Here is a 15,057-nt window from a genome sequence, read left to right on the forward strand (position 1 = left end):
CAACGTCGATCAAAACATATCCCCCATGCCCTGATGATGATCATTAGCCTAACTCCCCGCCGATAAATCGATCATGCAACTCGCCAAGACGTTGAACAGCTCGTTTGAGACTGTCAGACCGCTGTGCCGCTCGCCGAGCGTCCCACTCCTCGTCAATAAACCGTCTGATAAGTATGTGATAGCGGCTCCCGAATCTGTACTTCCCTGAGTGCTTGCTGGGTTCTCGCGCAAAGTCTTGCGCATTGCTCTTTCCGAGCCAATATACACAGCGCAGCATCCGCTCCTTGGCGTCCACCCCATTCGGGGACTCCACCTTCGCGAGAGGCATGTTAAAGAAGCGTGAGAAAGCCTGGTCATCCGCAAGAATCCAGCTCTCGATCTCGTTGTCACAAACACGCAGGAGAACACTCTCCACGCTTCCCCCAGGAAGGAGTGAACGCCTAACCTCGACTGGACAATGACCGTCAGCATCAATAATAAAGATCCTTGGAACTGGCGAGGATTTAACGGCCTGTTTTCTCAGTATCTTCCCCACTTCACGGAACCCACCCTTGGCAAACACCATAAACTCATCACTGCCCCACCCCGCTGCCTTCATCACGGCAGAAACCACAGGCACATCAGTCTCTCCCTCGACGTAAACCAAGGCCGACATCCGATGACTCATGATCCGAGCCCAAAACTAGGCGTACCCTCCGTGCCCAAGAGAATACTAATGATCTCTGAGAAAGGGGTGTCTATATCGAGGTAACACGTAACATCTTCACGGTCACTGAGCAGACTTCCCTTCGTTCCGTCCTTTCCAGGAAGAAGCACCAGCACCTCTTCCGCACCAACCGACTCATCATCCACCACCTCAGTGGCGTGGCTTGACAAGATGGCCTGAACGGCTCCCTTCGCGTTCTTCCTCGCATCAGCTAAAACAGAAGGAAGCTTAGATACAAGCGCGGAATGCAACGAAAGTTCCGGCTCCTCAAGAAGCAACACACTGGATTTCTCCGCAGGAGTCGCGACCAGCGTCCACAGCAGCCCCAGTAATCGCAGGGTTCCATCAGAAAACTGCGTCTCATTTTGCCACGCCGCATGCGGCCTCCAATTCTTGTATGCTGCTTCCAAATGCGGCACGCCCATAGAATCTTTTTCCAGCCTCAGCTTCTCGAACTCCGGAATCGCCCGTTGAAGGGCAGCCTGCACGCGCTTCAGCCTAGCATCCTGCGTTCTCTTAGGCGTTTCGCTAATTTGCCGAATAAAATCGGAACCGTATGGGTCCGCGGCTTTGATCTCATTGCCCGTCAGTCCCCGAATTACTTGCGGAACGGGATGAAAGTACCTGGTCTGCGCAAAGAAATCAGCAATCTTGCGAAACTCTTTGTTCGTTACTTTCTGCTCCAAATACGTCTGCGTGAGCAGCTCCGTATCTTCCTTATCCCCCTTTGTCGGGCGCTTTAGCACCCGCTTCCCATTAAACTCAACCCTCTCTTCCTCAACCAGCACCCTCCGATGTCCGGACCCCTCCTGGCGAATGACCAACACATACCGCCATTCATCGTCCCCGTCCCGCATTTTTACATCAATGCTCGGAGAAGGGTGCTGCCGACTAAACAGGCTGCGTACCTTCTTTAGCCCTCCACGCTGTTCCACGGCCTGGGCCATTCCGCCGCCTGGCGCGACGATGTCCCCAAGAAAACGAAAGACGTCAAGAAGGTTCGATTTACCGGCAGCATTCGGCCCCACGATAAAGAGCCTATGGCCTACATCGAAGCTCAGATCCCGAAAGTTCTTCCAGTTCTTAATACGCACATGTGAAAACTCCATGCCGCCACCCTCATTGGATCGAATACATACCGTAAATACAATATACCGCCCATCACATCACCCCCACAACCGCCGAGCCGATGGTGCTCCTGGACGATATCTTCCAGGTCCTGGGCGCCGCCGGCTTCCAGGGCGTCACGATGTGCAACGCCCCGGGCGCTCAGCCTCCGCCGAGCTGACACACGCGACGGCGGCCACCACGCCAACCATCGCGGTCCGGCGGCAACCCAGCGCCGCCGGGTCAGCGAATCGCCTCCATGACACGCACCGCGTCAAGAACACTCACGTAGGGCAGGGGATTAACCCCGGCTTCCAGGACGAACTCGGTGAGCTGGTCACGCACCGTCTCGCGCAGCTCGTCGGGGTTCCACGGCTTGGCGATGTAGTAGTCCAGGCCAGCCTGATTGACCGCCCGAATCGTGTCCGACTGGTCCGCCTGGCCGGTCACCAGCACCGTTCGGGTTGCGCCGAAACGCTCGTCCTTCATGAGCTCCACCAGAAAGTCCACGCCCGACTTGCCGGGCAGCCGGTGATCGGACAGGACCAGCGCCAGCTCATCCCCGTCCTCGACGATCTCGTCGACGACGGTCCACGCGTCGTCAACGTCCTCGGCGACCTCAAGCCTGATGTGATCCCAGAACTGTTCGAGATCGCGCTCAAGCGCGTCACGCACGTCTGCTTCGTCCTCAAGGGACAGGATTGTCAGGGTCATGATTCCTCCTCGTGTGGTTGTGTGGGCAGCAGGATCCGCATGGTCGTGGACCCCGGGTGGGTGTCGATCGCGAGGGAGCCCCCGTGGTCGGCGATGATGGTTCGGACGATGGACATGCCCATGCCCAGCCCGAATCTGACGCGCCCCGCCTTGGTGGTGAAGTGGGGTTCCATGATCTTGTCGACGATTCCCGGGTCTATACCCGGTCCGTTGTCGCAGATGGTGACGCTCACGCACCCCGGTGCGGGTCGCACGGTGATGCGGATCAGGGCATCGGCCTCGCCGCGCGCCGGCAGCTCGGGCACGCCGCCCGCGTTCTCCGCTGCCGAGGCCTTGTCGGCGGATTCGTCCTCGATGGCCTCTGCGGCGTTGACGATGAGGTTCGTCCACACCTGTTGCAGCTTCGCGGGGTGCGCGTAGACGGGCGGCACGTCCTCGTAGTCGCAGTCGATACGGATGCCCCGCACCCTGTGCGCGGTCAAGCGCAACACGTCGTCGATGCCGTCGCGCACGTCCACCGGTTTGAGATCCTCAGCATCGGGGCGCGCGTATCCCTTGAGGGACTGCGTCAGCTCAATAACGCGATCGGAGGCGGCCAGCACCGAGCGCAGGGAACCTCCCAGGCGCGCCCCGGCCTCGTAGGCGTCGATGCCTCCGGGGGTGCGCGCGAGCGTTCGTGCCCCTTCGGCCCCCTGCACCCCCGCGCGTACCAGGCGGCGCGCCAGGGTGTGGTCTGCGACGACGGGCAGGAGCTCCCTGATGAGGGCACGCTCGACGGACGTGGAGCGCGGCGGCACGGTCAGGGCGCGCGCCATGGCCTCCCGGGACGAGGCCGCGGCCGGGGACGCGAGGACCGAGTCGACGTCCTCGTGGAGGTGTTTCGCGGCGCGCACCAGCGCGGTCACCGGGTTGTTGAGCTCGTGGGCGATCCCCGCGCTGAGTTCGCCAAGCATGGCGAAGCGCGCGCGTTCGACCAGCTCGGCCCGGGTGGCACGCAGGTCTTCGAGGGTGGCGGCCAGCGCCTGCTTTTGGGCCTCAAGGTCCTCGGCGAGCATAGCGTTCTCCAGGTGCAGGTCCTCGGCCCGCATGAGGCGGCGGGTCAGGGAGCGGATGGCTAACGCCGTCAGCGTGGCACCGATCGAGGGGTCCTCGGAGATGACGATCTGCAGCTGCTCGGTCGTGAGGCGCACGAGCGTCGCCTCGCCCGTCGTGGTGCCCGTGAAGAACGCGTTCTCGGCGCGGGCCAGGGACACGAGGCCGATGAGCGGGCCGGAGGACGCCAGGTGCGCCAGCACCTCGCCCCTCGCGGAATCACGGTGCAGGGACACTTTTCCGTCGAGCACCAAATACACGGCCCACACGGGTTCCCCCTGCGTCACCAGCTGGATTCCCCCCGGGACGACGAGCCGCGGCCGCTGGCCGAGGACCCGCTCGACGCCGGCCAGGAGCTCCATGACCACCTCGTGTTCGTCTCGGTCCAGGCCCTCTAGGAGCGGCCCCTGCACCGCGAATGGTGGCGGGTCGGCGATGAGGGAGCGGATCTGGCCCTCCGAGTATCCGCATCCGCGCAGGTAACGCACCATTGTCGAGTACGCCTGGCCGGCCAGCAGCGGCAGCGTCCACGGGGACTTCAGGACCGAGGAGAGGGCACCCGATTGCATGCACCGGGCGAGGTCCCGGTGCTGCGCGGCGTCCGTGACGACCACCCACTGCATGCCGCGCAGCACCGGGATCGTGGCCGCGCAGTCGATCAGCTCGTCAATATCGGGCACTTCGGAGGTGACCAGGCCCATGAGCACGTGGTCCTGGGCCCCCAGGCTCGCACCGTAGTCCACCAGGTCGCCGGCGCCGTCCACGCGGTCCAGGCACAGCCCGGGGAACGCGTCGGCCAGGTCGCGGGTGACCGGCGCCGCTATCGAACGTGAGTCGTCGCCGACGACCAGCAGGTGAATGGGGTATCCCGCGCGGTGCCCGCCGCTGCGCACGTCGGTGCGGGCGAGCACCGACGCGTCCTCGGCCATGGGGCCCCGCGTCCACCCGCGGGCCAGCCCCGGCCTGGGCTGCGCCTGCGCGCCCGAGCCGGCCACGGCCGCATCCATGGACACGTCACATCACCCCGATCGCGCTCCACGTCAGCGGCGCAACGAACGCCAAGAGGATGATGCCGACGACGCCCACGACGATGCCGACCACGGCCATTTCGCGGGTCGGGGTGGTGCCGGTCGAGTACGCGATCGCGTTCGGCGGGGTCGATATGGGCAGGCACATGCCCAGGGAGCAACCCAGCGCGATGACGATGGCGATCTCGGCTGCGCTGGTCGACACCGTCGTCGCCAGGCCCATGCCCATCGGGATGAGGAGGTTCGCCGACGCGGAGTGCGAGATGACGTTCGAGGTCACCCACCCTACGAGGGCCAGCACGAATATCAGCAAGGCGCCCGGGATCGATGCCCACTGGATCGAACCGAGCATCCACTTGTCCAACCCGGTGGCGGCCACGCCCGAACCCAGGGCTATTCCGCCCGCGACCAGCCACAGGACGGGCCAGTCCAGGGCGCGCAGGTCGTCTCCGCTCATGACCTTCGCCATCAAAAGGATCACGACCGGCAGGAAGCCGACGATGTTGGCGGAAACGTGGTGCAGCGACTCGGTCATCCACAGCAGGATTGTCAGCCCCGCGACCACGTAGAAGATGACCGCGTTGCGCGACCTTTCAAAGCGCGCAGACGTGTCGATGTCGAAGGTTGCGTCGACGGGAATGTAGCGCCACGCGATGAATGCCCACGACAGGGCCAGCAGCACCAGCATGAGCGGCACGGCGGCGAGCATCCACTGCAGGAACGTCACGGCCAGCCCCGCGTTCTCCAGGGCTCCCAACGCGATCGCGTTCGGAGGCGTGCCCACCGGGGTTCCGATGCCGCCCACGTTCGCGGCCACCGGGATCGACAGGGCGATGCCCGTGCGCGCCTTCCCCTCGGGTAGGGCCGTGATAACCGGCATCATGACGGCGAACATCGTCGCCGTCGTCGCGGTGTTGGACATGAACATACTCATGATCGCGGTGATCAGCATGACGCCCAGGACGGTCAGGCGCGGCTTGCCGATGAAGGGCCTGAGGAGGACCGCCGACAGTGCTCGGTCGAGCTTGTACTTCGCCGCGCCGTCAGCCACCATGAAGCCGCCCAGGAACAGGATGATCACCGGGTTGGCGAGCGCCCCAAAGAACTTCGTGTAGGTCGGCGCCCCGTCCCCGACGTCAAGCAGCGCGTGGTCGGAGATCAGCAGGACCTCCAGGAAGATGACCAGAACCGCCGTGCCCGCCAGGGGCACGGCCTCCGTCACCCACAGCAGGATGGCCGCCAGGAAGATGCCGAACATCCGCGTGCCCGCCGCGTCCAGGCCCGGCAGCTGGATGAACAGGCAGATGACGATGGAGGCCACCGCACCCAGGACACCGAAGGTCTTGACCGGGTTCTTTTTTGAGAAGTCGGACGGCCGCGTGGACATGTTCTGGGCGGAGCGTGGATTGATAGACACCGCGCCCCTGGAGCGTCGAGCCATTATGGGAAGACCTCATCGTCTCGCGTGGATACTATCCGATCAGTGTATGCCAGCACACACAAAATGTGAAACCGGGGCGGGGCGGGCGCGCCCCGTCTGGACGCTCGCTCCTTTACTCGGCCTCTTCCCCGTCGATCGCGTCGCCCCAGGCCACGGCACCCGGGCGCATGCGCCGGGTAAAACGAAACCGCAGATCCCGTGGGACCTGCGGTTAATCGTGCGCGAGGGGGGAGTTGAACCCCCACTCCATCACTGGAACACGGACCTGAACCGTGCGCGTCTGCCTATTCCGCCACTCGCGCGTACCCAGAAAGAATAGGGGCATCCCACCCCCCGCGTCAAATCAGCGCCGCATGACCCAGGGCACAGCGCACCCCGCAGCCCCGGCGTCCCCTCGTCCCACAGTCCAGCAATACCACCGCCCCGGGCGGATGCTGGTCGGCGTACCCCGGCAGGCTACCGCAACAGCCTGCACGCAACGACCCCGGCGACTCCCAGCAGGGTCACGGCGATAATGCACGCGTCAACCCACCCGAGGCGCATTTTTTCGCCACCGCCGCGCCCGCACGATTCCGCGGCCGCGATAGACCCGCGCATGGACATGGCGCGCCCCGTCTCGGCCGCTCCCCGCGAGGCGGCCGACAGGATCGCGGTGATGACGTCGACGCCCAGGCGAGCGTAGCCACCCACGGACAGGGTTGCCATGTCCGTGCCCAGCCGCAGCTTGGCGGTATCCAGCACGGCCTGCGCTTGATCGCGCAGCATGGGCAGACCTCGCAGGGCAGAGGCCATGACCAGCGCCCACTGGTTGACAGGCGCTCCCACCAGGCGCAGGGGCGCAAGAAAGGAGCGCAGCGCACCCGCGAGGGCGGCCGTGGGGGTCACCCACGCGATCAGGGACGATCCCCACAGGACGATGACGGCCAGCGTGGTAGCGCGCAGGAACAGCTCAAGTCCGTCCCCCAGCCACGCCCCGATGCATCCGCCGACTACCCCGGACATCATCCACACGGGCGGGCGGGGGGCGACGCTGCGCGGCAGGCGGATGATCGCGGAGGCGACGGCCAGGAGGGAGCCGACGATCGCGAGCGTCGACCATCGTGGCAGCAGTATCACGCACGTGGTGAGCAGGGTCCAGCAGGCGATGAGGGTGCCGGGCCACGCGCGCGATAGGGGCGTCGCCCACGGCAGGGGACGAGGCAGCGTGAAGCCCGCGCTCCTGCGCGGCCTTGGCCGCGGCGGGGTTTCACCGGGGCCGGTTGGGGTGGCAAAGAACCTGTCCCCGGTGGCGCCGTCTCCGGGTGCGCTGTGGGGGTCGGTCACGAGAGCACCCCCTGGGACAGGTGTTGGTGGGTGTCGCACAGGGTGTCCATCCCCTCCAGATCGTGGGAGATGACCAGGATGGACAGTCCGGCGCGTCGGCGCTGGTCAAGGACGGAGATGAGCAGGTCACGTGATTCCGTGTCCAGGCCGGCCATGGGTTCGTCGAGGATGAGGACCCGCGGGTGCGCGGCGAGCAGCCCCGCCAGGGCGACGCGCCGCATCTGACCGCCGGAGAGGTCGTCGATGCCGCGCGAGGCCAGGGCCGGGTCCAGCCCGACCAGTTTCATCGCCTCGGCGACCAGGTGATCGCCTTCCCACCGGGGCAGGGCGTCCTTGCGGCGCGCGGATGTCGCGCCGATTCGGGGGCCGTGTCCGGCGGCGGCCAGGATATCGGAGCGCACGGAGGGGCGCTGGAGCTGGAGACGCGCGAATTGCATGGAAAGGGCGACGTCGCCGACCCTGCGTTCCATGGGGTTGCCTCCGAGGGTCACGTTTCCCCAGGTGGGGGTCAGCAGTCCGGTGAGGATACGCGAGAGCGTGGTCTTGCCGGATCCGTTGTCGCCGGTGATGAGCATGGCCTGGCCCGGATCCAGGATGAGGGTCACGTCGTGCAGGACTGGCCGCTCCCAGGGGGTCCCGAGGTCATAGGTGTGGGCAACGCGGTCGGCCCACAGGTGTTCCGTGTTGATGAACGACGGCCCTCTCCCCCAGGGCTCCGCGCGCGCCCAGGCGCCCTCGCTCCCCCAGGCGCCGCCGCGCGCCCGGTCGGTGGATGGGTTGTTGGGGGGCACACGAGGTTCCGTGTCGCCGTTGGGCCGGGTGGCCTTGTATCCGGCAGCGGACAGGTCGGCCCCGCCCCGGATGTCCGAGAGGATGCGACCGCCGTCGATCGTGATGACGCGGTCTGCGCGGTCGGCCTCGGCGGGGTCGTGGGTGATGTGGACGACGGCGATTCCCCACTGGGGCAGAGAGGCGAGCAGGTGGAGCATCTCGGCGCGCCCGGCACGGTCGATCATGGCGGTGGATTCGTCGGAGATGAGCAGGCGGGGCGAGCGGGCGAGGGCTCCCGCGAGCGCCAGTCGTTGGAGCTGCCCGCCGGAGAGGGAGCGCGGGTTGGCGTCGGCCAGGGTGGACAGCCCGACGCGTCCGAGAAGCTCATCCAGGTCGAGGTCCTGCACCTGCTGGGCGCTCATACCCCAGGTGATGTCTTCGGCCACGCTTTGTCCGAGGACCAGCAGTTCGGAGCGTTGGCCGACCAGCGCCGTCCCGCCGACCGCCCCGAGGACGCCGCCCCCTGTGCGCGTGCCCTCGTCGGGTTCGGCTCCGGCCAGGAGCAGCGCGAGGGTCGATTTGCCCGATCCGTTGTGCCCGACGATGACGGTGTATTCGGGGCGCTCGAAGCTCACGGTGATGCCGCTCAGGGCCCGGTGATCGACCCCCGGGTAGGTGAAGCTGACGTCGGTCAGGGTCAGGGGCAGCGGCGGCCGGGCGGGGGTATCGGGATCGGCGTCGCTCCCGCGCGTGGGGGTGTTGACCAGGGGATCCCACCCGGCGTCGAGGGAGATGCGACGCAGGATCGCCACCAGGAGCCATCGGGCGGACAGGACCAGGAAGGCAACGCCGACGAGGCGGGTGATGGGAATCCAGACCCACCAGGCGTCGACGATCCACTGGCCCAGTGTGTGCCCGGCGTCGACGACGCCCCCGGAGCCCGGGATGTGTTCGATGAGGCGCAGGAATCCATTCAGCATCTTTTGGATGCTTTCGAGGCCGAGGGCGCGCAGGTCGGAGAGAAACCAGAAGGCCACGTCTGTCCCGATGCCCCAGATGGCGCCGAGGCCAACGGCGACCGCGCCGACGCTCAGCCACGACGCGCGTTTCCCGTGCAGAAAGCCGATGATGAGGCCGACCAGGGCCGCCTGGAAGGATCGTCCCGCCGTGGCGATGCCTCCGACGGCGATGGCCAGGAGGACCGTGGACGCGAAGGTGGCCACCGATGCCCGGGGGCGCAGCTTGAGCGCGACCATGGCGAGGGGGACGGCCGTGGCGACCTGGAAGAGCAGCTGAAAAACGGGGGTCACGGCGGCGATGAGGCCGAAAGTGACGGCCAGACCCGACAACGCACCGGCGGTCGCCACCTCGACGGGGGTGAGGAGGCGGGTGTCGCGCGCGGTGGAACTCATGCCCCTAGTGTCCCAGGCACCGCCCTGATCTGCGAGCGCCGGGCCCCACCGCCCGCATTGCATCTCGCGTGTGACCCGGGGAGTGGTGCCCCGTGGACCGGGGATCACCCCATTCCATTACCATTGCCCAGGCCACCGAAGAAGCTGGGGAACTCACGGGACTTCTACGCCCTGTTGAGTTCACCGAAGGGGATGTGGACGCTGGGCGTTGAATCCGAGGCCGTGTCCACGTGGCGGCGCTGGTCGTCAAAGAAGATATGCGGCTGCAGGACACCCAGGATGGGTCCCTTGTTGATTCCTCCCAGGAAGAACGCGTCGTTGACGCGCAGCCCCCACCCACGGATCGAGTTAATCGCGCGCTCGTGGGCGGGCGCACTGCGCGCCGTCACGACGGCGACGCGGACCCTGCGTTCGTAGCCTTCCGGATCGGCGTCGTGCTTGGCGTCCTCAATCCGTTGGATGTGGTTGATCTTTTCCAGGAAGGCCGCCAGCGGGCCCCTGGGGAGGGGCACGTCGGCCAGGGCGCTTTCGTTCTCCTGGTACGCCTCCAACGTTCCCTCCTGATAGATCCTCTCGGAGGAGTCGTCGGCCAGAACGCCGTCGAAGTCGAAGGCGATGCGCAGGTCGGTGCCCCCGTCGTCCGCCACCGCGCGCCCCACGACGCGGCCAGCCGCGAAACCCAGCCCGATCGCCTCGCGCACGTCAGTCTCGTTGGCCGACAGGAACAGGGACATGCGCAGCGGTTCCATGAAACGGTAGGGAGAGCGGCCCTGCATGAAGATCGCGCGCGTGATGTCCAACCCGTGGTGCTTAACCGAGCGCATGACGCGCAGCCCCGTCTCCGGGTCGTTGCGCGACAGGATGACCACCTCGACCAGGCGCTCGTCCTCGGAGAGGTCGTTGAGGGTCAGGAGGCGGCGGATGAAGGGGAAGGCCACCCCCGGTGCCAGTGCGTTGTCAAGGTGGTCGCGCTGGTACTCGCGGTACTTCTGCTCGCCATCCTGGCGGAACACCGCGTCCGAAGACCTCAAGTCGAAGAGCGCGCTGGAGGCGACCCCGATGACGAGGGCACGCTCCAGATCCAGTTTCCCGGGCATTGCGTCCTTCCTTCCGCTCACTTTGACCCACTTCCCTGTGGGCAAGGGTATAGGCGCCCATGCTCACCTGCGTCCCAGGATCCGCGCCGCCCGGTGTCCCTGATCCGAGGCCGCCGACGCGCACGTTAACCCGTAAGGACGCGCATGCGCGCAAGCTCGACGCGCCCTCATCGCACTGTCGCGGCGGCCACAGATTGTCCAGCCGGATTTAAGACCGACCAGGGGTTGTGTCAGCTCGGTGCCATGCGACTGCGATCTGCACCCGGTCACGCAGGCCCGTTTTAGTCAGGATCCTGCTCACATACCTGCGCACGCTCGTGACCTCGATGACGAGTTTCCCTGCGATCTCAGCATTCGATAGCCCATCAGCAACCAAAGCGGCCACTTGGCGTTCCCTGGGCGTCAGTGCCCCAAACACCTCACTCGATCCCGTTCCACCGACTCCGCCAAAGGTCGGAGATGCCGCCGCGCGACGGATCAGTTCGCCTGTTAGGCGAGGAGTGAGCACGGCATCACCGCGGGCAACCGCATGGACCGCATCGCACAGCTGTCGGGCGGTGGCGTCCTTGAGGAGAAAACCCGACGCTCCCGCAGCCAGGGCGCCGAACGCGTAATCATCCTGGTCGTACGTCGTCAAGACAAGCACCCGGATCTGCGGGTAGCGTGCAGTCACCAGGCGCGTCGCGTCTATCCCGTCCAGCCTCGGCATACGCACATCCATCAAAACCACATCAGGCATTTCCTGGCCGCGCAGCGAGAGACTATCGAGCTTCTCCAAGCCCTCGCATCCGTCCTGAGCCTCAGCCACCAATTCCGTATCGGGGTCGTGCCTGAGCATGAGGGAGACCCCGATCCGAGAGAGGCGCCGGTCATCAACAACCATCACGCGGATCATCACGCGGCTCCTATCCCCGATCGCGCACTAGATCCAGCCTCATCATGTTCCCCCTCGCCCCTCGACCACAAGGGGATGCGCGCGTGCAGCGCCCAGCCCGCCCCGGACCACCCCGCCTGGCAGACGCCGCCCGCCTCCACGACCCGGGAACGGACCATCGACAGCCCCGAGTGGGGCGACGCGACGATAGGAAGCGGCGGGCCCCCGTCGGCACCGTCGCCGGGTGCTTCGTGCTGTCCGTCGTCGCGGACGGACACCTCCACCCAGCCGGTGTCCTTGTGGTCCCACGACACCGTGATCATTGAGGCTCCCCGCGCATGCCTGAGCGCGTTCGTGATTCCCTCACGCGCGACGGCGAAGGCGAGGGCCGCCTGGCGCGTATCCGACGAACGACGACCAGTCTCATGGAAGGTCACCGACATGCCTGTCCGTCGGGCATTCGCGATGACGGAATGGATGTCATCCCACGTGTGCCTGCCCGGATCCACGGGGGTATGCGCTCCCGGGCTCAGCGCACGCACCGCATCTCTCGTCTGCGCCAAGCATTCTCGGGCGACAGTATTGATACCCGCCAGCGCCTCGTCGACCATTGCATCGCCTGTTTCCCCGGTCAGACCCTCGGACAGGGCGATAATCGTGGTCAGTCCATGGCCGACCGAGTCGTGGAGTTCGGCCGCCACCCGGGACTGAGCAACCGCCAGGTTTCGCTCTCGCTCCATTGCCGCAGTCCGTAGATTCGCTTCCCTGCCACGACGCATGGTGTCGTGGGCGCTTTCGCGCGCACGGAGCACCATGCCACAGCAGCAGACCATCGCGAACGTGGTCAACGAAACGAATGCCTCCGTCCCTTTTCCCTCGACAACCCCCGCGGCAGCGCCGACCGCCGTCGCCGCCGAGCAGACCGCACCGACCGCTGCGGCTACACGCGCAGACGTGTGGCGCCCCAGTGAGTAGAGAGCGATGATCGCAGGAAGGACCAGGAAAGCACCAACACCGAACGCGGTGGATACCACGTACAGGCCGACAGCTCCCACCGCCACCACGACGGGGTGCGCACGGCGAACAGCGACGCCGACAACTCCAGCTCCCGACGCAACCGCAATCAACATAGCAGAGATGGGGGCCAGGCCACCGGGAATGACGGGGCCGCCAGGGAACCCTGGGACCATGAACGAAGCAAAGAGGGCGACTTCGTAGGACACACAGACCAGGATCGGAACCCAGCTCACGTAGCCTCTGGTCTTTCCTGGGTCACCACCCATCAGGTCCCCTTTCGCGCAACAGCCTGCTTACCGCGAGTATCCTCACGCAGTGCCGGCCGCGGACCAATCCACCCGGCGAGTCGCCACCGAAGGATAGACACCACCGACAGGAAGGAAGCCAGGGCGAAAGCTAGACACAAATCCACCGGCGGACAAAACGCCAGGACTGCGAACAGACGTAGGGAGAGTAACAAACCAATGCCCGCTGTAGCCAGGGCGAGGGCGAGGGCAAGCAGCCCGGTCGCTGCCGCCAGGAGGGCAGCCTGCCAGACCACCATTCGCCATGCTTGAGCACGTGACACGCCCAGGGTACGAAGGATTGTAATCTCCGGCCCTTGGTCACCGGCACTGAGAGCCGTCACCGCTGTGGCGGTCGCCAAAGCGAAGACAGACACCAAGATGACGAGTACAACGGTATCGGTGTAGTTGAAGGCCTCCTGGACTCCCTGGGCTCGCATGATGCGCTCAAAAGTACGAATCACACACAGGAGGAGCGACCCGCCCCCGACGGCAGTGACAAGGGGAGTCACGGTGATGGAGCTACGCCCTGCTCGCGCGCACAGCGCTTTGCCTGCGAGAACCCCCATCGGCGCCCCCATGCGAGCAGGAATCATCCCCACACAAGCGATGGCCGCTTTCACTCCCCTCGCGCCCCACAGGGCAACCGCCACCAACAGGAGGACACCCGGCCACAGCATCAGTGAGCTGAGCGCCCCGCCTCGACCCGTTTCATCCGGCAACGAGATACCCGCCCCAACGATCGCCAGGACTACTGCGAGTAAGGCAACCAGTGTTGCGGCCATCGGATGGCCCGAAACGCGGGCTGCTCCTGCATGCGAGGAACGGAGCGCCTCTATAGGCCGCATGCGAACCGCCCTCACCACGGGTCCCAGCGAACCCAGCATGCAGGTGAGCCACGACAAGGCCAGCGAGGCTATCAAAGCCTTGGGAGAAGGTGCGAAGGCCGGATTGAAATCTCCGGTTCCACCCGGAAAGCTCTGAGCGGCCAGCTGGTTAAACCAGGGGATAAGGACGAACGACGTAGGCACCGAGAGAAAGGAACCAACGAGCGCGCCGATGCCACCTGCCGCAGCCGTCATAGTGAAAGCGGTAGCCCCTACCTGGGCGGGGGTTGCTCCCAGGAGTCGCCAGCGGCTAAAGTCCGGGGCACAGCGTACGACTGTGGACGCGCCGATGATGGTGAGAGAAAAAGCGGCGATGAGGGCAACGCAACAGTAGATGGACACCGAAACGATATGGAACTCCTGAGCTCGCAGGCCCGCGACCTGCACTGCGGCAAGGAAGCGTGACGAGCGCGTCCAGGCGAATTGGTTCGCGCACACACCCACGAGTGCGGTCGTGAGCGACATGACGACAATGAGAGGAACCCAGGCACCCCAGTCATTGGTCAAGATCCTGCGTGCGTATCTGAGCATCGGACACCTCCTCGTGCTGCTCGTTCATACCCTTGAGGACCTCGCTGGCAGATAGGTCTGTGGCAACGTGGGTGACCCTCCCGTCCCGCATGAAGGCCACGCGGTCGGACAACGATGCAATCACGGGGTCGTGGGTGACGATGACGACCGTTGCACCAGAGTCTCCAATGGATCGCAGCGCCTCAAGCACAACCTGCGAGTTGCCCGAGTCCAGCGCTCCGGTGGGTTCGTCGGCGAAGAGCACCCGCGGTTGCGTGATGAGCGCTCGGATGATCGCACAACGCTGAGCCTCGCCCCCCGATGCAGCTTCGGCCTTGGTGCGACGACTGCGGGCGAGGGAGAATCGGGTAAATAGGAGGTCCAGTTGTGCTTGTGCGCCGTTGACCCTTCGGCCGGCGAGTTCGAGCGGCAGGACGGCATTTTCTTCGAGGGTCAGGTAGGGGACGAGGTTCGCATCCTGAAAAACGAAACCCACGCGGTCACGAATGAACTGGGTGCGTCGCGCCTCGCTCAACGCGTAGACTTCCACACCATCCACCGCGATGGCCCCTCGCGTCGGCGCATCCAAACCCGACAAGACGTGGAGGAGGGAGGTCTTGCCCGCACCCGAGCGCCCGACGAGGGAGGTCATCCCGGGACCGGCATCGAAGGAGCAGTCACGGACGACCGTAAGCAAGCCTCGCTCGTGGGGAATCTCCTTCCACACGCTACGCGCACAAACCACGCTTCCCATCGTGGATCCCTTCTCGGTTGTATCCCAGCAACCCGTGGCT

12 protein-coding genes and 1 tRNA gene are annotated in these 15,057 nt (G+C 65.5%); all 13 read right to left on the reverse strand.

What is annotated here, in order from left to right:
* Nucleotides 1–43: 43 nt before the first annotated feature.
* On the reverse strand, nucleotides 44–655 hold the full coding sequence (locus BLT68_RS08485; protein ID WP_232618736.1) for a hypothetical protein: 612 nt from the start codon (nucleotides 653–655) through the stop codon (nucleotides 44–46).
* Between the two features lie 8 nt (nucleotides 656–663).
* Nucleotides 664–1,815 (reverse strand): AAA family ATPase, encoded by a 1,152-nt coding sequence (locus tag BLT68_RS08490; protein WP_074633672.1) that lies wholly within the window; start codon nucleotides 1,813–1,815, stop codon nucleotides 664–666.
* A gap of 241 nt (nucleotides 1,816–2,056) precedes the next feature.
* Nucleotides 2,057–2,527 carry a response regulator gene (locus BLT68_RS08495; RefSeq protein ID WP_074633673.1) on the reverse strand — a complete coding sequence of 157 codons (471 nt, stop codon included), beginning with the start codon at nucleotides 2,525–2,527 and terminating at the stop codon, nucleotides 2,057–2,059.
* Nucleotides 2,524–4,626 carry a sensor histidine kinase gene (locus BLT68_RS08500; protein WP_074633749.1) on the reverse strand — a complete coding sequence of 701 codons (2,103 nt, stop codon included), beginning with the start codon at nucleotides 4,624–4,626 and terminating at the stop codon, nucleotides 2,524–2,526. Before BLT68_RS08500 ends, BLT68_RS08495 begins: the two co-directional genes overlap by 4 nt.
* A gap of 7 nt (nucleotides 4,627–4,633) precedes the next feature.
* The gene (locus BLT68_RS08505) at nucleotides 4,634–6,034 is read right to left on the reverse strand and encodes an SLC13 family permease (protein WP_074633750.1); all 1,401 of its coding nucleotides are present in this window, start codon (nucleotides 6,032–6,034) and stop codon (nucleotides 4,634–4,636) included.
* Between the two features lie 272 nt (nucleotides 6,035–6,306).
* A tRNA-Leu gene (locus BLT68_RS08510) sits at nucleotides 6,307–6,390 on the reverse strand.
* A 154-nt stretch (nucleotides 6,391–6,544) separates the two neighbouring features.
* Nucleotides 6,545–7,411 (reverse strand): energy-coupling factor transporter transmembrane component T, encoded by an 867-nt coding sequence (locus BLT68_RS08515; protein ID WP_083332402.1) that lies wholly within the window; start codon nucleotides 7,409–7,411, stop codon nucleotides 6,545–6,547.
* Nucleotides 7,408–9,594: an ABC transporter ATP-binding protein gene (locus BLT68_RS08520; RefSeq protein WP_074633675.1), complete on the reverse strand. Its 2,187-nt coding sequence runs from the start codon at nucleotides 9,592–9,594 to the stop codon at nucleotides 7,408–7,410. Before BLT68_RS08520 ends, BLT68_RS08515 begins: the two co-directional genes overlap by 4 nt.
* Before the next feature lie 164 nt (nucleotides 9,595–9,758).
* A complete protein-coding gene (locus BLT68_RS08525) occupies nucleotides 9,759–10,691 on the reverse strand; it encodes a 5'-nucleotidase (RefSeq protein WP_074633676.1) in 933 nt (310 codons plus the stop codon).
* Nucleotides 10,692–10,899: 208 nt separating this feature from the next.
* Entirely contained in the window at nucleotides 10,900–11,586 is a 687-nt protein-coding gene (locus BLT68_RS08530) for a response regulator transcription factor (protein WP_074633678.1), read from the reverse strand.
* Nucleotides 11,586–12,848, reverse strand: coding sequence for a sensor histidine kinase (locus tag BLT68_RS08535; RefSeq protein WP_074633679.1), 1,263 nt, complete (start codon nucleotides 12,846–12,848; stop codon nucleotides 11,586–11,588). The genes BLT68_RS08530 and BLT68_RS08535 overlap by 1 nt, the downstream gene beginning before the upstream one ends.
* Nucleotides 12,848–14,284, reverse strand: a complete 1,437-nt coding sequence (locus tag BLT68_RS08540; protein WP_074633681.1) for an ABC transporter permease — start codon at nucleotides 14,282–14,284, stop codon at nucleotides 12,848–12,850. The genes BLT68_RS08535 and BLT68_RS08540 overlap by 1 nt, the downstream gene beginning before the upstream one ends.
* Nucleotides 14,250–15,017, reverse strand: a complete 768-nt coding sequence (locus BLT68_RS08545) for an ABC transporter ATP-binding protein (RefSeq protein ID WP_074633682.1) — start codon at nucleotides 15,015–15,017, stop codon at nucleotides 14,250–14,252. Before BLT68_RS08545 ends, BLT68_RS08540 begins: the two co-directional genes overlap by 35 nt.
* Nucleotides 15,018–15,057 lie beyond the last annotated feature (40 nt).

This window comes from Schaalia meyeri (assembly GCF_900105015.1).
GTDB lineage: Bacteria > Actinomycetota > Actinomycetes > Actinomycetales > Actinomycetaceae > Pauljensenia > Pauljensenia meyeri.